Consider the following 23,958-nt stretch of genomic DNA (forward strand, 5'->3'; position numbering starts at 1 on the left):
TTAGAAAGATATATAGTTTTCAGGATTTACGGCATTGCCTCTATACCAAAGTTCAAATTCGAGCGTTGGAGTTGTTTTACTTTCTCCTTTTTCATCATCTTCTTCTTTGGTTTCTATTATAGCTATAGCCTCTCCTGTACGCACCTTATCTCCTGTTTTCTTTAGTAGTAGTGTGTTGTACCTGTATACTGAAATAAATCCGTTTTTATGCTGGATTTGTATTGTATGTCCTGTCTTTAGATCATATCCGGCAAAAATGACTACACCCTCCAGTGTTGCCAGTACCGTTTCTTTAGGGGAGGTTTTTATCGTTACCCCGAAGTGTCCGCCGGAAGGATCGAATCTGTTTGTTATTATTCCCCTGACCGGCCTGAAGAATACAACACCTTCCATTGGATTGGTGGTATTGGATGATAATACAGAGAGGTTGTACCGCTCTTCGTCTTCGTATCGTTTGGTATATTCTTTCTCCAGATCTGTTTTCTTGAGTAAGGGGTCATTTTCGGATACAGATATCGTATCGAGAATCTTTACCGAATCGATCTGACGGGTGCCGTCAAAAATACTGCGGAGATTACTTATATAAGCCTCCTGATATTTCAATTGCTGTTCGAGAGAGTCTGTCTTAATTGCCGACCGGATTGCTTTTTCCCTTACTTCGGCATCGAGATAACCCGGCAGGTAGTAGCGGATCGGTGTTGCTATGATAATAGCAGATGTAATTGCAATGAGAAAAAAAGCGAATACCAGAACCAAGACAGCACCTGAAAACATAGAAGCTTTAATCTTCCATATCTCTTCAAGTGTATTTTCATTCATTACGGAAAGGCGGTATTTGAAGTGCAACCGCTTCCATAGATTATGTTTGTTTTTTTTCTTCTTTATCATTCGGTGCTATGGCTTTTCTAACCATCAAAAGGCTTTCAAATTCTAATTATTTGACATATGTAGCCACTAATCTGCAAATTTAAGAAAAAAGCGATATATTACGGGAAGAAGAGGCAGAAGATTGTATTAAAATATCCTTTTTTTAAATATTTATTCCAAAAGGGACGCATTCTTATTTTTTTTAGCTATTTTTGCAGCCTGTAAATCTCGGAATATTAAATTGTTCCTAAGATGCAGTTATAATAATCTACATTTGTTGTAAGTTGAGTATGAGTTTATTAACTGATAAGTTATATCGGTACGACGCGGCCAGAAATACACGGGCTGCAGGAATTTACCCTTATTTTAGACAAATCCAGAGCGATCAGGACACCGAAGTCGTTATAAATGGGAAAAAGGTGTTAATGTTCGGATCAAATGCCTATCTGGGATTAACCAATCACCCGAAAGTAAAAGAAGCAGCCATAGAAGCTACCCGTAAGTATGGGACAGGGATGGCCGGTTCCCGTTTCCTGAATGGTACTCTTGATATCCATATCGAACTGGAAAAAAAGCTTGCAAAATTTGTAGGCAAAGAAGATGCTATCGTTTATTCGACAGGCTTCAATGTGAATCAAGGTGTAATATCTTGTATTACAGGGCGTGAAGATTACATATTGTGGGATGAGCTGGACCATGCTTCCATTATTGAAGGAGCAAGGGTTTCTTATTCTACAAAGTTGAAATTCCGTCACAATGATATGGAATCTCTCGAAAAACAGCTGCAAAGATGTGAACCTGACAAGGTGAAACTTATTGTGGTTGACGGGGTATTCAGTATGGAGGGCGATATAGCAAACCTTCCTGAAATAGTGAAACTCGCCAAACAATATAACGCCAGTGTAATGGTAGACGAGGCTCATAGCTTAGGGGTTCTCGGTAAAGATTACAGTGGAAAAGGACTTGTGGAACAAACAGGTTTAGTTGACGATGTGGAACTTATAATGGGAACATTCAGTAAATCTTTAGCTTCGCTTGGCGGATTTATCGCCGGAAGCGAAACTATTCTCGACTATCTGCGACACAATTCCCGCGCTTATATATTTACAGCCAGTGCTACACCGGCAGCTACAGCAGCAGCCAGCGCAGCGTTGGATATCATCATTTCGGAACCTGAGCGCATTAAGCATTTGTGGGATATTACTAATTATGCATTAGACGGTTTCCGTAGCAGAGGTTTTGAGATAGGACATACCGCTACTCCTATTATCCCGTTATTTATCAGGGATAATGAGAAGACGTTCATGATAACAAAATGGCTTTTCGAAGAAGGCATCTTTGTTAACCCTGTAGTGTCTCCGGCTGTTGCTCCGGCAGATACCCTGATCCGTTTCTCTCTGATGGCTACACATACCAAAGAACAGGTTGATATAGCTTTTGAGAAAATAGAAAAAGTATTCAAAAAAGCAGGAATATCCCTGGAAGCTGATGCCCGATAGGCAGAGCGACATTATATAACTGTATTACAAAATAAGATAGCCCTCTGTCCGTTAAAAGATAGAGGGTTTATTGTTTAGTAGCGAACCTATTTATTACTTTTGTGTCTGCAACAATAATAGTTGGTTACGATTAAATAATGTTGCGTTTATAAACAGGTGCTTATGAAAAAGATATCTCTATTATTGTTTATAGTCATTGTATCACTGCGTCTGGCGGCTCAGGATACGGGGGCTGAACTTGAAGCCCGTATCAGCTATGAAGTGGAAAGGCGGGATGCGGCAAATGAAACAATAACCGAAGAAGAGATAAAAAATAAGATATTCTCGGCTCCGGCGACATTCAGTTTCTATGGCTCCGGAGGCAGTAAGGCTGTCTATTATACATGGCTTCTCTACAAGAAGGGGGATTTGGAGAATCCTGTAGCACGTTATTCGGATAAGGATATAACAAGATATACCTTCGAAGAATTTGGAGAATATATTATGAAACTGGAGGTTGCAGACAATGATTCCAATACGTCTGAAGATACATTCTCATTTACTATTTCCGAATCTTATCTGGATCAGCCTAATTATTTTTCTCCGGGAGATTCTCCGGGTGCGAATGACGAGTTTCGGGTTGCATACAGGTCTATCGTGAAATTTAAGTGCACTATTTTCAATCGTTGGGGGCAAAAACTCTTTGAATTTACCGATCCGGCTAAGGGCTGGGACGGGACATATAAAGGGAAATATGTGAATACCGGGGTTTACTACTATGTAATAGATGCTTTGGGCTCTGATGGAATCAGATATAAAAGGGGAGGGGATATAAATATTCTCCGTTCCCGCTGAAATGGCTGTTGAAATAAATTTTTATTGTACCTCTAATTTGTTGTTTTATCATTATAATTTTATCTATAGTTATTTACTCCGGCTTTTAATTGATGCTCTCCGGGGAAATAAAAAGTTGGAAACGGAAAAGTGAAAGTTGAATAGAATTATCAATTGACGAAGCTAAATTGACAAAGTAAAAAATAGTATAAAAAGTGTCAACTTTGTCAACTTTTTATGAGTGGTAAGTTTTAAGTGTAAGGGTATTATGTTTATTCACTGTTATTTACGATGTGTATGCTGCACTGAACAATAAGCTGGGCAAAAAAATGGGATATGCATTACACCCCTGTAAGACTTTTCGATAGAGATTAATTGATTTGAAGGGTTTGCCCTAATAATAAGAGAGAGATTGCTAAGTTCTGATAAAAAAAACTATATTTGAGACATAACCAGTAACTATAAATATGAAATACATCCTGTTGTTCGTCCTTTTTATCCTGCTTTCGGCATCCATGTTTTCTCAGGAGTATAATCTCGCAGGTATGCAGGGGTTAAGGAATGAGAAAGGTGAAGTAATGCTGGAATTGAGCGGGTATGAGATTGCCATTATAACTGTTAAGGGACAGATAAATAATGAAAAGACAATCGATGCCATAAAAAAGAAGTATAATATAGAAACGGTTCTGGCCGAATATTCCGAACCCGAAATTCAGAGAACAAATAAGATAATAGAATCTGAATCGAAGATAAAAGATCGTCCGAAGGCAAAGCTTAGTCAGGTATTTTATATATTCGGTAAATCTGATAAAGAAGTGGAAGTTGTCTCATTTCAGACGCTAAACCAGCGTGATATTGTATTGGAAGAGGAGGTTGTCAGGGTATTTCTCGAAAACGGACTTACATATTATATCTCGGATGAAAGGACTGCTAATTCTATTTCGTTCGCCGGTCGGGAAATAAATCTCGGTTCGGCATGTGCCTGGATGAGTCCGCATAATGTGAACTGTAAAGGCGGACAGATGAGCTGGTCGGAGTTTCCATCGTTCGAAAGTGCCAATCTGGATATCAATACACGTATTGAAGCCAATATAAATGAGAATATGGATATACTGGCTGAGGATGATATCGATGTCGTATTCGAAGGGATTCCTTCCCTTGCCCACCGTGTGGTGTATAAACAAAAGTCAGGATTTGGACGGAGAACAAACCCGCTGATAGTTTATTATATAGTGCAGGAGGTCAGGGGGCGATATATAAGTTGTGTATTGAGTAATTACGGATATAACAGGAATGACTATGAACTGGCCCCGCTTTTACAGGAAGTGATGAGCATACCTGTATTGCCGGATACCGCATATAACCAGTTCGATATACCTCAGTTTGAAGAAAGCAGGAAACAAGAGCCCGGGGAGAAAGAATATCTTGTAAACCTTATCGAGATCCGTGCCGGAAGCTGGTTGCCGCTAGGCAGTTTGAGGAATGCGTATAAAGCGGCTCCATCTATTGGCGCTTATATAGGCTATCCCATAAAGAAAGTAATGGCCGTGGATATCGGTTTTCAGGTGGCTTTTCCTGTAAGCCGGGAACTTTTCGATTATTATTACCGGAAAGAGCCCTATGCTACAAAAGCCGATGTAGTAGTGAATGTGAACGCGCGTTTCCGTTATCAGCAGGAGGCCGCCAGAAATGTTTACTGGACCACCTATGCAGGGGCCGGGGTGATTTCAGTTCAGACCGATCTGGAAAAAGAATATTACGATGACGGAGAAAGCAAATGGTATAGTTTTGAAACATTAGATGTCTTTGGTGGCGTGAATATCCGGTATAAGAAAGTAGGGCTGTATCTCGAATATCATTATACACCATATTCCATCGCTAATAAGGTAAGGGCGAATTATGGGAATAGCGCAGTGAATCTGGGCGTGGCGGTTTGCTTTTAATCGTATGCCCGTATTTTATTCAGCTTTCTTGGCCTCCTCCCATAAGGCATCCATTTCGGACAGGGTCATATCTTTCAGGATTTTCCCCTGCTTCTTTGCCGCTTGTTCGATATAGTTGAACCTATGGATAAACTTTTGGTTTGTACGTTCCAATGCATTATCGGGATTGACCTTATACAGGCGGGCTGCGTTAATCAGGCTGAAAAACATATCTCCGAACTCAGCTTCTGTCTTATCGGCATCCATATTCGCTATTTCATTTTTCAGTTCTGTGAACTCTTCCGAAACCTTATCCCATACATCCTCTTTCTTTTTCCAGTCAAATCCGGCATTACGAGCTTTATCCTGTATCCGGTGGGCTTTAGCGATCGAAGGTAAGGATGCCGGTACTCCTTCGAGGATGGTTTTGTTTCCGCCTCTTTCTTTCAGTTTGAGTTGCTCCCATGATTTCTCCACATCGCCGGCTGTCTTGGCTGCATCATTACCGAATACATGGGGGTGGCGGAATATGAGTTTGTCGCATAGGGCGTTGCATACATCGGCAATATCATAGGTTTCTTTTTCTTCTCCTATTTTTGCATAGAATATGACGTGAAGAAGCACATCTCCCAGTTCTTTCTTAATCTCGTTATCATTGTTTTTAATGATGGCCTCACAGAGTTCGTATACTTCTTCGATTGTGTTTGTGCGCAGACTTTCGTTTGTTTGTTTGGCATCCCAGGGACATTTTACCCGTAGTTCGTCCATGATGTCGAGAAGCCTGCCGAATGCTTCCAGCTTTTGTTCTTTTGTATGCATAGTCGCTTATTTTACTATTTAGAGAAAAAGCAGGATCTTTCAAACCTGCTTCCTCGTCCTTTATTTTGTTTCTTCTTTTGCTTTCTTGAAATTGGTGAGTCCCTTATTCAGGAAGTCGATATACTTGTTCACATCTTCATCGTAGGCGTATGAAGGGCCTATTGGTTTTCCCGCATGGTCGAGCAATACATAGTATGGTTGGGAATTGGTCCCAAACTTATGCCGTTGCAGGTAACTCCACTTATCTCCGATTGTTTTTAGCTTAGTTGTTTTGCCGTTTTCTTCCACCTCTATAACCTCCGGCAATTTCTTCTTGTCGTCCACCATCAATGTTATCAGCACATAATCCTTTTCAAGAAGGTCTTTCACACGGGCATTGGTCCATACGGAAGCCTCCATTTTGCGGCAGTTGACACAACCATATCCCGAAAAGTCTATCATCACAGGCTTATTGTTCTTACGGGCATATTCCATACCGGTTTCATAATCATCGAAAATGGCATGAACTTCACCCTTATACAGACTGAAATCCTGGGTAAATAACGGAGGAGAGAAAGCGCTTATCGATTTCAGTGGCGCCCCCCACAAGCCCGGGATCATATAAATGGCAAATGCAAATGAGATGATAGCCAAAAAGAGGCGTGGCACAGATACATGTTTCAGGTCGCTATCGTGCGGTAATTTAAGTTTACCCAACAGATAAACGCCAAGTAATGCAAAAATGGCAATCCACAATACAAGGAACACTTCACGGTCAAGTATGCCCCATCCATAAGCCAAATCGGCTACAGAGAAGAATTTGAGAGCTAAAGCCAATTCCAGAAAGCCTAGCACGACTTTAACCGAATTGAGCCATCCTCCCGATTTAGGCATGCTTTCGAGCCATGACGGGAATATCGCAAATAACGAGAATGGTATAGCCAGAGCCAATGCAAAGCCAGACATTCCTATTGCAGGGGCGACAATCGAACCTGAGCCGGCAGCTTGTACCAGCAATGTCCCTATAATAGGCCCTGTGCAGGAGAATGAAACCAAAGCCAGCGTAAATGCCATGAAGAAAATGCTGATAATACCTGTCGTAGAATCGGCCTTCTGGTCCATCTTATTCGTCCATGAAGAAGGTAAAACCAGTTCGAACGCGCCGAAAAACGATATGGCGAAAACAACCAGCAGGGCAAAGAATATCAGATTGAAAATAGCGCTGGTTGCCAGATCATTCAGTGCACTTGCGCCGAATATAGCTGTGATAAGCAATCCTAATGCAACATATATAATAATGATGCCCAAGCCGTAAGTCATGGCATCCTTTATAGCCTTGCCTTTGTTCTTTTTGTTCCGTTTCAGGAAAAAGCTGACAGTCATAGGTATCATCGGCCATACACAAGGTGTAAGTAAGGCCAGAAGCCCCCCGCCGAAACCTCCCAGAAATATCCAGAACAATGATTGGTCGGAAGTATCTCCGGCCGCACCATAGGCTCTCACTTCTTCTATCACAGGCATCCATAGGTCGCTGTTACTGGCAGGTGTTGCCGCCATCTGATTTAATGAGTCTGATGTTGCTGTATCTACAGATGGGGTTTCGTCTGCGGTTCCGGTAGATATTCCGCTGGCGGGAACCAATGTTGCCGGTAGATCTTTGGATTTGAAATTCAAATCTATTTTTATAGGGATACATTGTCCGTCTACTTCGCTGCATACCTGGGAGCGTAAATCTCCTTCGAGTATAAATGCAGCTTTGTCCGTAACTTTCAGGCGCTGTATGAATGTAGCCTGTGTTTCGTAATACCCGATTTCCATCTGGAATATTTCATCGTAACTCTTTTTCAGTTTTGAGTTTACAGCTTTAAATTCACCTGCTTTGGTTGCGCCTTTCAGGTTGTCTATGGTCAGGCTGGTCGGCATAGGACCACCTTCGGGAATGTGTATGTCGTAAAGGTGCCATGTAGGATCAATTTTAAAATTAGCGGTTAATTCTACTTCGCCGTTTCCCTTGTCTACAAGCTTAACTGTCCATGTTGCAGGATCCTGGGCATATATTCCAGTTATTGATAGAACTGATAAAATCAGGTATAATAATGTTTTTTTCATAAACAACATCTATATCGATGGTTATTATATTATTTATAAGAATGACAAAGTTAAAAAAAAGAGTGTATAATAGCAGAGTGACAATCTCTTTTTTAGATTATTTGGGTAATATACTTTAATTTGTTGTTACAGGGATATGCCTCCTTTGTAATAATATCTTTATGATATTGCAAATGCAAGTTGATAGATCTGATGTATATGATGATAAAAGAATCGCCCGGAGCAAGTATGCCTGCAGAGCGATTCTCAAAATATTACAATCTATTATCGACTTACGTTATCTCTTCAATTCATGATACAGTATGTGACTTTGCGCCCTTTTTCGTCATATATATTTACCATACTTTTATATTTGTAGGCGGGCTTGTCAGTATTATTCTCGTTTATGCTTTTGGTGCCCGTCGGAGAGTTACCTGAATAGATTTCGATAGATATATCGAATAACTGGTTCCGGATCGGTTTTGGCAGAGTGACAGAGAATTCCTGCATAGTAGAACCCCCGCCCATATAAGTGTAAATATATAATACAGGAGCATTGTCTGCTTCGTAAACATAAGTCGTTTGGGTGTACACGTGAGCACCATTGTCTACAAGAGCGATGGGTGCAGCATATGTAAAATAATCTGTAGTTGGAAGATTGTTTTTTGTTCTGCCAATAACGTAAGTGTATTTAGCTGCATTCTGTATCAAAAAACTGTTATTTGTGCTTAAAGTCGGGTTCTCCGGAAAAGTAACGTTTATCCTTATCTTTGCACAGGATCTGACTAAATCGACAACTGCCGGGCTGTGAGCGGCATCATTAAAGTTGAAGTTGAGAGTAGAACCATACATACAGAAGCCATTTGCGGGAGCCAGATTATTCCTTTTGTCTACAGCCGGGGTAGTCAGTGCTTTTAAGGCATCGACAGTTGAAACACTGTTAAGTGTGGCTGTATTGTCATAATTAGCGACAATATAGATATCTTTACGAAGTACGGTAGCGGGATCTAATGGTAACGTTATCAATTTATAATCATCAACAGACGAAAATCCGGAATACACATATTTGTTCGTAATCACATTTGATGATGGCTCCGTAAAAAAGACACTGATATTTTTTACGGTTTGTTCACTTTGCAGATTATCTCCATCGATAACCTTGGTACTGAACCCTGCATATTGTATAAGCTTTATTGAAACACTCTTGCGGTTATTACCTGGATAGTCTTCCGTATTTTCACTGCAGCTTGAATAAAAGAGGAGCAGTATTATTGATAATATGTAATAATATATTTTTTGCATGTCAATTTTATTCTACAACTCTTACACAACGTGAAATGGTACTACTGAAATCGTACCTTTCAAACTGTTCGTAAAGGACTTTTTCTCTATTTCCGGGAATACTGAGATCCAGGTAGCCAGCGTACCAATATGCTCTAACCTGAACTACTACTTCAGAATAAAACCAAGCTAAACCACTGTTATTCGGAGGGGCAGAATAAGGCCATCCTCCCGGATAATCGGTCTCTCTTATCATAATATCACCGGGAGTAAAGAACCGGTCAATAACATCCAGTTTAATATCGCCCAGATTGTCTTTTCCATTATCAGAAAGTACTATGCCGGATAGATCCACGCCTGTTAATCTTTGCAATAGAGCCTGTGCTTCCTGCCTGAAAGGTAATGGGTAGAATGGCAGATTGTAACTTACACCTTCCCATGTATTGGATTGCCAGATTCTGTATGTCTGATCAAATAATGTAAGGAAAGACATCATTTCACATGAATTGATAAGGCGCCAGCCTTCACCATATTTCTTTTCGCAATAGTACGGAGGGCTTCCCCGCGTTATTGAAGGGCCTTGAATTACAGGATCCCAGTAATTTACCACATCACCATATGCTCCTTGCAGACCTTGTGGCAAAATTTCATCTTTGTTCAGTATTTCAATCTTCCTTGAAGTTTCGCACAAAACAGGGATGATAATAACACTTGAGTCGGTAGGGATTACAGGGGGGACTGCAATCGTTTTATCTCCGTGGAAAATATATTTGTATTCATCTTTATTCCAGGGCTCAATATATGCTTTAATCTGGATACCGCCCTGAGAGTTGACATAAGCATTCACTATATAGTGATAATTGCGTATAACACTATTGGACGATATGGAGGGGATATTTCGTCTTTGTAGAGCAATTCCGCTTTTTCCCTGATCTGTTTCTATCGGGAAGGCTTTATTGTTGATGTGCAGTTCGGTAAAATCCGTACTGTTTTCCTGAATAAGAAATTCGGGAATAAAGAATGTAACAGCCCCGATACTATCGTTTCCATAATCAAGTCCGGAAATATCAGCCGGCTTTGAGTTTGTCTTTTGTCCGTTATAGTAATTATCTACCGGAGGAATTGATAAGTCGGCCGCTATGTTTGATAATTGTACGGAGGTAATAGTATTTGCCGGAATATTGCTTCCTGCTACTTTTTTTCTGAAAATCACATCTACTTTAGCCAAAGATCTTATCAGTTCGACTTTTCCTGTCGGAATAGCCAGCGAAGCGGGATTTTGCTCGGTGCCACCACTTATAACCGAAATATTATCATATATGCCAGACATAACAAAACGTCCGTTTCGCTCAGTTTCACTGGGAATGAAATCAGGATTGTATTGCAAATTGAGGAACCGGGCATCTGTAGAAAATTGCGATTTATTTTCAATAGCCATAAGTGCCGATACGAAATCTTTGGTGTAAACCGACTCATTGGCAATAAAGTAAAAATCGTAAGTGCCCGGGCGTATAATAATACTTTTACTATGATTGGCAAAGCCATTCGGAAAATATAGTTTTTGATTGAATACTATTTGTCCGTCAGACGTGTTGAATACGAGCATCCGCAGTTCATCTACACGATCCTCCCAGTTTACCTTATCTTCGTTAATGCCAGAGGATGAAGCTTTCAACGATAGTGAAATAACAGCTTCGTCTTCGTTATCCGGGACCTTTCCCTGGTCATCATTGCTGCAACTTGTAGCTAAAAACAGGGAGGAGAAGATAATTATAAAACATTTTATTTTTTTTGTTATGTTACCAACCGGTTTCATATCATCTTGATTTCTTCTGATTATATCTCAGTTTCATAACTATGTACCAGCCAGTTATTGACCCATATTTCCATAATGGTGTATGTTCCGCAACTACATTGGTCTCTGGTTGTAAATCTGATTATAAAATCATGGTCGCAAGCCAGATTTACGTCCGGATTCTTCAATAACAGGGTCCCTAGCAGGCTACCTCTGTATAGTTCGGCTCCGTTGAGCTTGCTTTTTATTATGATATTATTATTATGTCCTGTTTCAAGTTTAAGCAGTGTAAAACGGGCTTCCATAACCCCACCTCTTACTATATGTTCTGCGGAATGTTCTATCACTTCGTCAGAAGCGACACTTCCGTCTATATTCATAGAACCGTTATCCGACTCTATTTCAATTTCATATTCTTCTGCCTTTAATAATCCTTCGACTGAAATCTCAATACGATTGGTAATTTCCTGCATATTGACAGCCGTATTTTCAAAAATTGATTCCGAGTTATCGGCTTGCGGTACATATACAGCAGGGCTTTCCCCGTAATATACCCTGGTGCCGTTTATACTTGATGCTTTCTGTGCAGCCCGCTTTAAGCGAAAAAGCAGTCCGTTTTTTGTAGTCGATCCTACTTTAAGTGTTATAAGATCATAAAGGTCAGCATTTATTCCTGACCATGCTATAACAGTGTAGAGCCCGCTTTCGGTTTCAATGGTCTGACGGAAGTCTTTCTGTAATTTTGTATCATTTAACTGCCTGGAAGAAACTAATATGCCATTCTTATCAAATACACCAATCGTGAGGTTTTTTATCTGTTCGGGATAACTAACGTCAATATCGCACGATGATTTGGAATAAAAGTTTACATTTATTCCCTGTACACAATCTTTATAATCATCTTTGATACATCCCGAGAAAATGGAGAGAATAATCAAACCCGTCAACAGAATTGGTTTACTACTTAAATTCATTTTTGTTATTTCAATTAGCAGTATAAGTTTGTAATTATATCCTTTGGGGATTGGCATGCCCCAAAGGATATTTGGGGTCTCTTATATTATAACTCTATATCATAAGAATGTACAGTCCAGTCCAGAATAGATATATCAACTGTCATATATGTTTGTTCAGGAGATAACGGGTCCACTGGATCAATAGGGGTTTGCGGTTCGTCCGGATTACCGGGCTTAGGGTCCGGATTGTCTGTGCCCGGAACCAAAGGATTCCAGTTAAGTCCTATTTTCTTGAAAGCAGAAATATTTATGTGATAAATATTATTTCTTACCACAGGCGAATTGAGGGGTTTTGCAGTATTATCAGGATTAAGCCATGCGTATTGAAGCATTTTCCCTCCTTCATATAGTGCTACTTTCTGATTTTGAACGGCAGCTTGTGCTGCTCCTTTGGTAGAGTATATTTTCCCATCGGTTTCCCCCACGTAGAATGTGCCGTTAGTAAGAGCACCTCCATCAGCTATAGCAGATGGCAGAGGAGTGAATTTGGCCCTGACTAATACATATGCAGTGTTACCCTTTTTGTACTGAGATGTTTTTACATCGCCTTCTGTATGGGTGTTTTCAAATAAAAATTTTCCCCGGAGGGATTTATATCCGTCACCGGCGATAGGTCTTGCCGGAACAGTAGCAGGTGTCGTTAAATCCGCATAATCATAATATTGGGGCGCATCGGTACTGTAAGTACCTAAGGCAGGTACATAGGAGCTACCCCAGGTAACATGATCCGTTTGGGATGAGAAGTAAACTTTGTTGGTACCTTGTGCTACAGAGTAAGTCATATTGGAGATTGTTCCTATTTTAGCTCCGTTGTCATCTAACAGGTCGGTTGATGCTGTGGAGGTTACGATGACGCGGGAAGCAATACGTTCTGCTTGTATGCTTATTCTATTGGTCCCTGTAGTTACTTCCTGGACGGTTATATCCGGCTCAATATATGTAGGGGAGCTCTTTCCGGTCATCGTGATAACATCATAGTTTACTCCGGAGACAGTTTTAATCTGTGCCAGACCTGCAATGGGTAAAAGGTTATTGCTCGCAGGCGTGGTTGTACCTAATGGATTGGGACTGTTTAATACAACGTAAACAACTTTTGTGCCGGATGTAGTTCTGAACGGCTGGCTGGGAGAAATGACCGTTCCGCTGGCGGACAGATCCGTACCCGAGAACCGTTTTGCTTCCATCGTTTTATCTGTTCCGAGCATATAAACGTCGAGCGTTTGTATGCCGTCATTTCCTACATATTCTCCATCAGGGTTGTAATCTCCCGGTAAAGCCTTTGTTGAGCCTTTAGGAAGGGAGATGGATAAATTGATATAGGTCGGAGAGCCTTCGGCCTCACCGCCTTCTGTATCCTCTGTGTCATTATTGCTACAGGCTATAAAGCCGAGTACAATAGCAGATGCTAAAAAATACTTTTTGGAATTCATAATGCTTCTTAATTGATTTATTACAAGACTCTTATTGTCGGTTATTTGTGTTTGTTGAAAATTCAAAGGATTCATTTTTACACATAGTAATCTCCCCTTCATTGCCCAATATATTATCTGGATTCTGAAATATATTCTGCAATAAAAAAAATACAGTTACTACGTCTTTAATGATTATGCCCTAAAAATGGAGTTTTAAGTTTTATACTCTAATTCAAATTTTTATACCCTGATTCTTTATGCTTTATGCTGTTGTCCTCTTTCCCTACTATAACGCCTTAGAATATAAAAAGTTCTGAATAAATCATTAAAATTATTACACTGATATATTTATAGTTATATATAACTTTATCTTTATATATTATTTTAACAGATGTTAATATACTCTGTTGACGATGAATACTGTTTTATTTCCTGTTTTTGATGTATAATTGGAGGAAAATAAATTGTAACTTTGTGATATTTAAATTCTTAATGTTAAAAAATAGAATTAAATGATGAGCCCGGTTTATTGCAGTATTATAGGGCACGGAGGCACATGATTTTTTGTCCTTGTCTGCTGCCGTCAGGAGCGTTACATCAATTATTGCTGATTGCTTATGATTACTAAAAGTTGAAGCTATGAAATCAATAAACAAAACGACAGATTCTAAAGTGTTGGTCAGAATAGAAAAATTACAGGATAAAGAAGTCCTGCTGGATTATGAAGAGAATGATACAGCGATACCTTCCCCTGTGTTAGGAGGTACATTGATCAGTACATGGGCGCAGGAAGCGGAACCGGAGGAAAAATACTACCTTATCATTGATGACTGTAGCTACGAAGTGAATAAATCTTTGTATGAGAATGTGGATACCGGTGATCTTGTACGGATGATATACAGCCAGGATGGAAAGGTATTGCTTTCGATAACACCGGATGCCGGTGATTGATTAAAACAGAATTTTATGTAAGAATAATATTTCGTAGGATGCGTATAGGAATTATATAAATAATTATTACATTTGCGCCTGATTTACATTACACAAACTATTATAAAAAAGGACTACTCAGAATGGAACGGTTATTATTGATAACATTTCTATTTTTTGTACTAATGGGAATGCAGGAAAGCCTTGACGCACACCGGATGCAGAAGGTATAAGGCTCCTCAGGGAAGGGACTGGTCCTTCGGAAGTGAAGAAAACAGAAGCACGTAACGGAGTGTTGCGTTATGTGGGAGGAGATTATCTGATACTGGTACTTGGGGTAGGTGCATACATTATGATAAAGAAAAAGAAGTCTAAGGGAATAGATCTTTAAATACAGAGCCGATATTTAGTTTTCGGCTTTTTTTATGCTTAATTGGTAATATGAAAAACAAATTTAAGAATGGAAGAGAAAAAAGTAGTATTGGGAATTAAAGAAAAACCGAGACCGGCGCAATGGTTGCTGTTGAGTATCCAGCATCTGTTTGCCATGTTTGGCGCTACGGTTTTAGTTCCGGCCCTGACAGGAATGAGCCCTGCAGTAGCATTGATCTCCAGCGGTATAGGTACGCTTGTTTTTATAGCAATAACGAAGGGGAAGGTACCGTCTTATCTGGGGTCTTCATTTGCCTTTATCAATCCTATTATCGCCGTAAAGGCTTTAGAACTTGATCCTGCGTCAGGAGTGGGTATGGGGAGTTTTCTGGTTGGTAGTTTTCTTGTAGGGGTGACTTATTCCGTTGTAGCTCTTGTTATTACTAAGGCGGGGACTAAATGGCTGATGAAATTATTGCCACCTGTAGTTGTAGGTCCTGTTATCATGGTTATTGGATTGGGGCTTTCGGCGACAGCAGTGAATATGTCAACAAATAATCCGGCCGGAGATTACGACCTTACTTATGTGATAGTTGGTTTGGTTACTCTTACTATAACTATTCTCACAGCTATATTTACCCGTGGTTTCCTGAGTGTAATACCTGTACTTGTGGGTATTGTAGGGGGGTATGTATTTTCTATAATCCTGGGTGTTGTTGACCTGCAGGCAGTTATAGATGCCAAATGGATTCAGTTGCCCCCATTCGAAGTGCCTTTTGTTCATTATACACCATCATTTACATGGAGAATATTCCTGATGATGGTTCCTGTGGCTATCGTTCCTATTGCCGAACATATCGGTCATCAGTTGGTACTCAGCAAAGTTGTAAATAAAGACCTTATAAAAGATCCGGGACTGGATCGTTCCATGTTGGGCGATGGTGTTGCTACAATGATTGCCGCTTCTATCGGAGGACCTCCGGTAACAACATACGGCGAGAATATCGGAGTGTTGGCTATTACACGTGCGTTCAGTATCTATCTGTTTGTCGGTGCCGCCGTCTTTGCCATACTGTTTGGCTTTTGCGGTAAAATAGCGGCCTTGCTTACTACCATTCCGACTCCGGTTATGGGAGGGGTTTCTATCTTATTGTTTGGTATTATCGCTTCCAGCGGTCTGCGTATGTTGGTGGAGAATAAAGTGGATTTCAGCCGCAAACGTAACCTTATCATATCATCGGTTATTCTGGTTATCGGTATCGGCGGTGCAGCGATTCATATAGGAAAAACATTTTCACTCGAGGGCATGGCGCTGGCTTCTATCATAGGAGTGGTGTTAAACCAGGTATTGCCCGGTAAACAAGTCGTTGATTTTGACGAAATGTTTAAAGATTAAGCATAAACTAATTGCGGGTTATGGATTGTAAATTATCTCATTTGTATTTATAATCCATACTCGTTTTCCTTTATTTCCGGACCCCTGACGGCTCAGGGATATACTCCTTAATATAAGGTATTCCCTTGTATATCCTGCACAATTTTATACCTTTTTTCAGCATTAAATATAATAAATGCCGAATTTTCACCATGTTATAATAAGTTAATCGGTGTGATTTCCGGCGTAGCCGTTATATCCCTATTTTTAAGTGGTTTATCCGGAAATATGCTGTAAAACATACTTAAAATGCTGTTAAATAGTCCTTTTTTAAAGGAATTGGGGTTGCGAGCTTTTGAAATAAGTTTTATATTTGACGGTTATATAAACTAAACCGCATTTATTTCGAGGCCTGAATTATGGAAAAAACCCTTGTTATTCTGAAACCTTCATGCGTTCAACGAGCGTTGATGGGAGAGGTTATTTCCCGCTTTGAAAAGAAAGGTTTACGTTTAGCAGGAATGAAAATGATGCAATTGACCGACACTATTTTAAACGAACATTATGCTCATTTGAAAGAACGCCCGTTTTTTCAGCGAGTAAAGGATTCTATGCAAATATGCCCCGTTATAATTCAATGCTGGGAGGGGATTGATGCGGCCAAAGTCGTTCGTTCTCTAATCGGGGTGACTAACGGACGAGAGGCTCTTCCGGGAACAATCAGAGGCGATTTTTCGGTAAGTGCCCAGGAAAATATTGTACATGCTTCGGATTCCGCAGAATCGGCAAAAATAGAATTAAAAAGATTCTTTACAGATAACGAGATTTTTGATTATAAACTATCTACATATGCACACTTGTATGCATGTGACGAGATCTAAATTATATTATGCAAGAAAAGAAAAACAGTTTGACCGGAGGCTTGAAAAAACTGAGGCTACTACCTGTAGCAGCTATGTTTTTACTACCTATGAGTAGTTTCGCCCAACACACTGCCAATACCTCAGAATCTAATGCAGACAGAGTAGAATTAAAGTATAAGCAACGTCACAGCCGGATGAATGCTAATAATCTTTATGCCGATGGAATAAAGATCAAAAGAGACCTTTCTATATTGAAGGAAGTTCAGGAAGAACGCGTGCTTGCAGCGGATGAAATTCCTGCCGAAGACCTTTACAGCGGTATATGGAACAACCGTTATGTAAATGCTTACCGCTCTATAGAAAATATACCAGATACATTTACTGTGAATCTTTCCAATTTTACAATGCCTACAATGGGATATGTAACTTCCAATTTCGGCCCTCGCCGTCGCAGGATGCACTATGGTATAGACCTGAAAGTGCAGACCGGTGATACGATCTATGCCGCATTTGATGGAAAAGTACGTGTAAAGCAATATGAACGTCGTGGATACGGCTATTATCTGGCGCTCCGTCATCCGAATGGATTAGAAACTGTATACGGACATTTATCTAAGTTTCTGGTAGATGAGGATGATGTGGTAAAATCGGGAGATCCGATCGCATTAGGTGGAAATACAGGCCGTTCTACAGGCTCGCACCTGCATTTCGAAATGCGCTTTCTGGGAAACCCTATTAATCCGGTAAATATAGTTGATTTCGAAAATAAAGTGTGTCATAAAGATACATATACAGTTACAGCTGCAAGTTACAGCAGAAGTTCGAAAGGGGTGAATGTAAATACACTGGCTTCAACCACCCGATCGAAAGCAAATGTCAAAAATAAATATGCTTCAGGAAATGTCAATTATCACCGTATAAAGTCCGGTGATACATTGGGGGCCATAGCCCGTAAATATGGGACGACAGTGAGCAAAATCTGTGCACTGAACAGCATTACAGCAAAAACTACATTACGTTTGGGCAAATCCTTGAGGGTGTCTTAAACTGTGGTTGATTTATGAATAATAATAAGGCTGCCAGAACTAATTCTTGCAGCCTTTGTTATTTATATAGAGGCCGGATGATGAATGATCGATGTCCGTTTTCTTTACAAACTGCTTTTATTGATCGGATAAAACAACTTAATTAAGGTTTGATTCTTTGGTTTTAATATTTTTTTAGAACTTTGTGCTTAAATTATACTGAATATAGAGTGATAGTGCCGGTTTACAGAGAAAATAAATAGAAGCGTTTTATAAGCAGTATTTATGCAAAGAAAAATACAGGAAATAATATTTTATTATGCTTATTTTTCTCCTGAATATTTGGGAGTCGGTATTGTTTTGTTAAAGAACTTTTCACGCTATAACCGTGCCTTGGAAAAAAATGGCTTTATTCTGATTTATTAATTAGAATAAAGCCATTATTGTAATACACAAAAAATATAGAAATAACAGGGCATATATACTTTGGGCTATAACATATGAAACTTATCCTACACGTATAAAACCGCAATAATATGACAGAACCTTTTGATCTGAAATCGTTTAATAAATTTTATACAGATTATCATCCTCGTTTTATCCGTTTTGCAAATACATATGTAAGGGATATATCCATTGCGGAGGATATCACCACAGAAGCTTTTATGGCATACTGGGAGAACAGGCAGAATCTTGCATCCGGGTCTAACGTTAAAGCTTATGTATTGACTATCATAAAAAACAAGTGCCTTAATTATCTCGAACATAAAAGTCTGCAAAATAAAACACTCGACAATATACAGACTCTGGCGCACTGGGAGCTCAATATGCGTATTACAACACTTTCGGCGTGTAATCCGGAAGAGCTTTTTTCGGCAGAAGTGGAAAAGATAATCAATCAGACCCTGGCGTCTCTGCCGGAAAGAACGCTGGAAATTTTTAGAATGAGCCGTTACGAAAATAAATCACATAAGGAAATAGCAGAGGCGTTGAACATTACAACGAAGGGTGTCGAGTTTCATATCACAAAAGCTTTGTCGCAGCTTCGTTCCAGCCTTAAAGATTACATGTCTGTATTCCTGGCATTCTTCTCTATTTAAAAAAAAACGATTTTTCTACTAGGGATGTTTGTGTCTCACCTGTTGTTTATATAGAGGTTAATGAAAAATGGATTTTAAACTATTATATAAATTTTTTGAAGGTCTTACGACTCAGGCTGAAGATGAGCTTATAAGGCAGTGGGTAACGGATTCTCCTGAGAATGAGAAACGCTTTTTCGAAGAACGGAGGATGTTTGACGCCATACTTCTTAATAGTAAAGAGCTGGATATTGAAGAGAATACAGGGCAGTTGCCTGTCCCTTCCGGAAATCGCCGGCGTATATCTGCCTATTTTAGAGAATTTATAAAGATAGCGGCAGTCATAGCCATTACTTTATCCGGCAGCTGGTATTATTTCCTCCATTTAAATAAGACAGACAGGCGAGTAGCTGTCCAAACGATTTCGGTACCTGCCGGACAGCGTTTAAACATAATATTGCCGGATGGAACGGATGTGTGGCTGAATGCCAAAACAACAATAAAATACCCTGTGTCCTTTAACGAAAAAGAACGGTTGATATTGTTGGAAGGACAAGCCTATTTTAATGTTGCAAAGAATAAAGATGTACCTTTTCTTGTTAAAACGCAAGACGGCATAATCCAGGCGCTAGGTACAAAGTTTGATGTAATGGCCTATCCGGACACTCGCAGTTTCGAAACAATGCTGATGGAAGGGAAAGTAAAAGTAAGGGCTGCATGCGATTCTTTACGGTCGGTAATATTAACGCCTAACAATAAGGCGTATCTGAAAAACGGAAAGTTGGAAACCGAATATGTAGACGACTTTAGTGCTTATGAATGGAAGGATGGCCTGATTAGCTTCAAGAATGAACCTTTTGCCCAAATAATGAAATCGTTTGAGAAGGTATATGATATAAAAATTATAATTGAAAATCCTCAGGTTGGCAATCTTATATACACAGGTAAATTCCGTGTTATAGATGGAGTAGACTATGCCTTGCGTGTATTGCAGAAGGATGTTAATTTCAAATATGAAAGGGATACCGAAAAGCATATTGTGTATATAAAATAGATATTGGCAGGCAGTGTGAAAAATAGATGTGTAAAGGACAGGATTTATCCGTAAAAGACATATAACCGCATAACGAAAGGGAATATGGTATTATAAATTGTTTTCTGTAATTTATTAATAAGTAGATACAATCAATCGTTTAACCTTATAAAAAAATGACCGCCTATGAGAAACATTTAAAAACGCTTTTATCGTGTAAACGAAAAAGCCAATAAGTGCGGCAACACCTATTGGCTAGGGAAATCAATACAATTTTTTAGACCGTATTAATCAAAAACATCGTAAATCTATGGAAAATAAAGTTTTTCACGACCGCTTTTTGTTGAAAAATGAAAAAATTAAACATTTTTTTAGAATCATGAAAATCACGACGTTACTATTGTTTGTCGGAATGCTCTCTATTTATGCCGAAGACTCTTACTCCCAAAAGGCAAGAGTTACCATCAACGAAAAAAATATTCGTCTTGATAAGGTTTTGACCGAAATAGAGAAACAGACCGATTATTTGTTCATCTATAACGATAAAGTAGAAACAGACCAAAACGTATCTGTGAAGGCTAATACAAAGCCTGTTTACCAGGTGTTGAACGATTTGTTTAAAGAAACGAATGTCAGTTATTCGATGGAAGGCTCACATATCATTCTGTCGAATAAAAACGGACAGGGTGCCCTTGCTGTAAATACTCCTTTACAGGAAGGAAAAACAATAACCGGTAAAGTTCAGGACGAACAGGGAGAACCGTTGGTCGGGGTAAGTGTCGCGGTAAAAGGGACTACCACCGGAACTGTAACAGACATGGATGGAGCATATACGCTCAAAGTAGCGAATCCGAATGCCGCACTGGTCTTTTCTTTTATTGGCTTTGTTACTCAGGAAGTAGAATTGAAAGGACAAAGTCTTGTAAATATAACTTTGACGGAAGATGTAAAAATGCTTGATGATATTGTTGTCACTGCGTTAGGTATCAAAAGGCAGCAAAGATCATTGGGTTATTCAACTACTTCTGTGGGAGGTGATGACTTTACACAGTCACGTGATATTAATATAGGGAATGCGCTTTCGGGTAAAGTCGCCGGAGTATCTGTAGCGGGTAATGCCACCGGAGCAGGCGGTAGTAGCCGTGTAATCATTCGTGGAAACGCTTCCCTGACAGGGAATAACCAGCCTCTGTATGTAATCGATGGAGTTCCGTTCAATAACTCCAATCTAGGAAGTGCAGGTACATGGGGGGGAATGGATATGGGTGACGGATTGTCTAATATCAGTCCGGATGATATTGCCAGTATCCAGGTTCTGAAAGGTGCTGCTGCATCCGCGCTTTATGGATACCGCGGAGGTAATGGGGCCATTTTGGTTACAACTAAATCAGGAAAGAAAGGGCAACCGACCAGTATTGAATTTAACAACAGCCTGACATTCAATAATATTTACGATTACCGTGATTTCCAGAAAACATTTGGTCAGGGAGAAAACGGTATACGCCCGATGACCCAGGAGTCTGCGGTAAAAACGGAAACTTCAAGCTGGGGTGAACGCCTCGACGGCGGAAAAGCCATAAATTTTTTGGGAAATGAATACAAATATTCATATGTCGACAACTGGGATAGCTTTTACCGTACCGGGGTCAATGACGCAGCTTCGTTATCGGTGAGCGGAGCATCCGACAAGATAATCTACCGTTTTGGGCTGTCTAATATGTATGATAAAAGCATCCTTCCTAATTCATACATCAGTCAGCAGGGTATCAACATGAACAGCACCTATAATGTAACTTCAAAGATACAGTTGATGGTGAATGCCAACTATGTGTTTGAAAAATTCAAAGGGCGTTCCAATCTATCGGATGGAAACGGAAACACCAACGCATCATTGCTATACAGGGCCAACTCCTTTGACGTACGCTGGCTGGAACGCGGGACACCCGGGTCAGACTGGGGTACGACAGCAGACGGAAAGGAATTGATCGGAGGAGATAATGTATATTTCAATAATCCATACTGGTTACAATACAGAAAAACAAACGAGACAAATAAGAATCGTTTGACTGGAGGTCTCACTTTGAAATATGACATCTTTGACTGGTTGTATATACAAGGGGCGGTAACCCGTGACGGATACAGCCTTGATTTCAAGCAGGTTCAACCAATGGGTGCTGCAGCTGACCCTGCCGGTTGGCTGACAGAATATTCAAAAACCTTTTCTGAAATAAATCTGAACTATTTGATCGGATTCAACAAAACCTTTGGGGACTGGAGTACCGCAGCTACTTTTGGAGGAAACCGCCAGCGTAACATTACGAAACAGTGGATGGCAGATGGTGTTCGTCCGTTTCTTGTTCCGGGATTCACCTCTGTAAATAATGTAGGAAACCGCCCTATGAGTAAGAGTCATATTGAATATCGTGTCAATTCGATCTATGCGACAGCTGACTTCGGATATAAAAATCAGATATTCCTGAATCTTACAGGAAGAAATGACTGGTTTTCAACACTGAATCCGGATAATAATAGTTATTTCTACCCTTCTGCCGGCGTATCATGGGTATTTACAGATACTTTCGATGTTCCGGCCGCGTTTGAATTTGGTAAAGTACGTGTAGCATATGCTTCCGCTTCGAATGGAACCGATCCGTATCAGAATATACTGACATATAAACTAAATAATTATATATTCAACGGACAAAATAATGCCACAGTCAATAATGAAACTTATCCGAACCCGAATCTGAAACCCGTCCGCATTTCAGAGTGGGAGGCGGGCCTGAATCTTGCCTTCTTTAAGAACCGTTTGTCTTTTGATATGGCTTATTATATAAAGAATACTAAAGACGACATCGCCAGAATTACGACCAGCAGTGCTTCCGGCTTTAGCTCAACTATCATGAATGTAGGAGAAATTAAAAATAATGGGCTCGAATTTATGGTAGATGCCGTGCCTGTACAGACCCAGAACTTGATGTGGAATACGACTTTTAATATTGCCTATAATAACAGCGAAGTAAAATATCTGGGCGAAAACGGAGGAATTCCCGTAACAAATCTAAGTATAGACGGTGCCTCCGCGCGCAGTGGAAATGTAACCGTACAAAATATCGTAGGTAAACCATACGGCGAGCTGGTAGGTTATAAATACAAACGGGTCGATGGACAGATTGTTTATAAAGATGGTATAGCTCAGAGTTCGGATGAACTTGAAAATTTAGGTTCGGGAGTATATAAACTGACAGGAGGATGGCGCAATCAGCTTACATTCAAAGACTGGACATTGTCATTCCTGATAGATTTTAAATTAGGAGCTAAATTATTTTCTGGAACAAACTATTCTTTATACAGCAACGGACTTCACAAAAACACTCTTGAAGGTAGAGGTGAAGATGGTAAAGGTACTATCATAGGAAATGGAGTAATGCTGGATGCGTCAGGCAACTACGTTGCAAACAATGTCGCTGTGTCGGCACAGGAATACTGGAAAGGAATTGTGTCAAACAATATCGCTGAAGAATTCATTTATAATGCCAGCTTCATAAAATTCCGTGAATTGTCATTAGGGTACAATTTTCCAAAATCTATATTAGGACAGAACAGCGCGGTAAAAGGATTGTCCGTTTCTTTGGTGGCACGTAATCTATGGACTATCTTGAAACACACCGACAATATAGATCCGGAATCCGCATACAATAATACTAACGGACAAGGACTGGAGTTGAACGGATACCCGGCTGTAAGAAGTCTCGGATTCAATGTGAACATTAAGTTTTAATCTTGTAAA

The 23,958-nt window shown here is 39.9% G+C and carries 18 protein-coding genes; 11 read left to right on the top strand and 7 right to left on the bottom strand.

Going from position 1 to position 23,958, the window contains the following annotated elements; translation table 11 throughout:
* Window positions 1–888, bottom strand: a complete 888-nt coding sequence (locus ACFO6W_RS17580) for a murein hydrolase activator EnvC family protein (protein WP_379998803.1) — start codon at window positions 886–888, stop codon at window positions 1–3.
* 269 nt (window positions 889–1,157) lie between these two features.
* Between ACFO6W_RS17580 and spt the strand changes: the two genes are divergently transcribed.
* The 3 genes from spt (at window position 1,158) to ACFO6W_RS17595 (ending at window position 5,122) form a co-directional block, all read left to right on the top strand.
* Window positions 1,158–2,366, top strand: a complete 1,209-nt coding sequence (spt, locus tag ACFO6W_RS17585) for a serine palmitoyltransferase (protein ID WP_379998805.1) — start codon at window positions 1,158–1,160, stop codon at window positions 2,364–2,366.
* Window positions 2,367–2,528: 162 nt separating this feature from the next.
* On the top strand, window positions 2,529–3,200 hold the full coding sequence (locus tag ACFO6W_RS17590; RefSeq protein ID WP_379998807.1) for a T9SS type B sorting domain-containing protein: 672 nt from the start codon (window positions 2,529–2,531) through the stop codon (window positions 3,198–3,200).
* A gap of 446 nt (window positions 3,201–3,646) precedes the next feature.
* Window positions 3,647–5,122 (top strand): hypothetical protein, encoded by a 1,476-nt coding sequence (locus tag ACFO6W_RS17595; RefSeq protein ID WP_379998809.1) that lies wholly within the window; start codon window positions 3,647–3,649, stop codon window positions 5,120–5,122.
* A gap of 15 nt (window positions 5,123–5,137) precedes the next feature.
* Here the strand turns inward: ACFO6W_RS17595 and mazG are convergent, their stop codons facing one another.
* From mazG to ACFO6W_RS17625, 6 genes are all read right to left on the bottom strand, one after another.
* Window positions 5,138–5,920, bottom strand: coding sequence for a nucleoside triphosphate pyrophosphohydrolase (gene mazG / locus ACFO6W_RS17600; RefSeq protein ID WP_379998811.1), 783 nt, complete (start codon window positions 5,918–5,920; stop codon window positions 5,138–5,140).
* A 60-nt stretch (window positions 5,921–5,980) separates the two neighbouring features.
* Window positions 5,981–8,017, bottom strand: a complete 2,037-nt coding sequence (locus ACFO6W_RS17605) for a protein-disulfide reductase DsbD family protein (RefSeq protein WP_379998813.1) — start codon at window positions 8,015–8,017, stop codon at window positions 5,981–5,983.
* A 276-nt stretch (window positions 8,018–8,293) separates the two neighbouring features.
* Window positions 8,294–9,289, bottom strand: a complete 996-nt coding sequence (locus ACFO6W_RS17610) for a hypothetical protein (protein ID WP_379998815.1) — start codon at window positions 9,287–9,289, stop codon at window positions 8,294–8,296.
* Between the two features lie 7 nt (window positions 9,290–9,296).
* Entirely contained in the window at window positions 9,297–11,084 is a 1,788-nt protein-coding gene (locus tag ACFO6W_RS17615; protein WP_379998817.1) for a hypothetical protein, read from the bottom strand.
* 20 nt (window positions 11,085–11,104) lie between these two features.
* On the bottom strand, window positions 11,105–12,037 hold the full coding sequence (locus ACFO6W_RS17620) for a FimB/Mfa2 family fimbrial subunit (RefSeq protein WP_379998819.1): 933 nt from the start codon (window positions 12,035–12,037) through the stop codon (window positions 11,105–11,107).
* An 86-nt stretch (window positions 12,038–12,123) separates the two neighbouring features.
* Window positions 12,124–13,509 (bottom strand): Mfa1 family fimbria major subunit, encoded by a 1,386-nt coding sequence (locus ACFO6W_RS17625; RefSeq protein ID WP_379998821.1) that lies wholly within the window; start codon window positions 13,507–13,509, stop codon window positions 12,124–12,126.
* A 621-nt stretch (window positions 13,510–14,130) separates the two neighbouring features.
* Between ACFO6W_RS17625 and ACFO6W_RS17630 the strand changes: the two genes are divergently transcribed.
* The 8 genes from ACFO6W_RS17630 to ACFO6W_RS17665 all read left to right on the top strand — a co-directional run bounded on the left by ACFO6W_RS17630 (window position 14,131) and on the right by ACFO6W_RS17665 (window position 23,949).
* Window positions 14,131–14,442 (top strand): hypothetical protein, encoded by a 312-nt coding sequence (locus ACFO6W_RS17630; protein WP_379998823.1) that lies wholly within the window; start codon window positions 14,131–14,133, stop codon window positions 14,440–14,442.
* A gap of 244 nt (window positions 14,443–14,686) precedes the next feature.
* Entirely contained in the window at window positions 14,687–14,812 is a 126-nt protein-coding gene (locus ACFO6W_RS17635) for a hypothetical protein (RefSeq protein WP_379998825.1), read from the top strand.
* Between the two features lie 69 nt (window positions 14,813–14,881).
* A complete protein-coding gene (locus ACFO6W_RS17640) occupies window positions 14,882–16,189 on the top strand; it encodes a solute carrier family 23 protein (RefSeq protein ID WP_379998827.1) in 1,308 nt (435 codons plus the stop codon).
* A gap of 398 nt (window positions 16,190–16,587) precedes the next feature.
* Complete coding sequence (gene ndk / locus ACFO6W_RS17645) at window positions 16,588–17,049, top strand: nucleoside-diphosphate kinase (protein WP_379998829.1); 462 nt, start codon at window positions 16,588–16,590, stop codon at window positions 17,047–17,049.
* Window positions 17,050–17,057: 8 nt separating this feature from the next.
* Window positions 17,058–18,077 (top strand): peptidoglycan DD-metalloendopeptidase family protein, encoded by a 1,020-nt coding sequence (locus ACFO6W_RS17650; RefSeq protein WP_379998831.1) that lies wholly within the window; start codon window positions 17,058–17,060, stop codon window positions 18,075–18,077.
* 515 nt (window positions 18,078–18,592) lie between these two features.
* Window positions 18,593–19,156, top strand: coding sequence for an RNA polymerase sigma-70 factor (locus ACFO6W_RS17655; RefSeq protein ID WP_379998833.1), 564 nt, complete (start codon window positions 18,593–18,595; stop codon window positions 19,154–19,156).
* A gap of 67 nt (window positions 19,157–19,223) precedes the next feature.
* Complete coding sequence (locus tag ACFO6W_RS17660; RefSeq protein WP_379998835.1) at window positions 19,224–20,189, top strand: FecR family protein; 966 nt, start codon at window positions 19,224–19,226, stop codon at window positions 20,187–20,189.
* A gap of 358 nt (window positions 20,190–20,547) precedes the next feature.
* Window positions 20,548–23,949 (top strand): SusC/RagA family TonB-linked outer membrane protein, encoded by a 3,402-nt coding sequence (locus tag ACFO6W_RS17665; RefSeq protein ID WP_379998837.1) that lies wholly within the window; start codon window positions 20,548–20,550, stop codon window positions 23,947–23,949.
* Window positions 23,950–23,958: the final 9 nt, after the last annotated feature.

The sequence above is a fragment of the Dysgonomonas termitidis genome, assembly GCF_042654545.1.
GTDB lineage: Bacteria > Bacteroidota > Bacteroidia > Bacteroidales > Dysgonomonadaceae > Dysgonomonas > Dysgonomonas termitidis.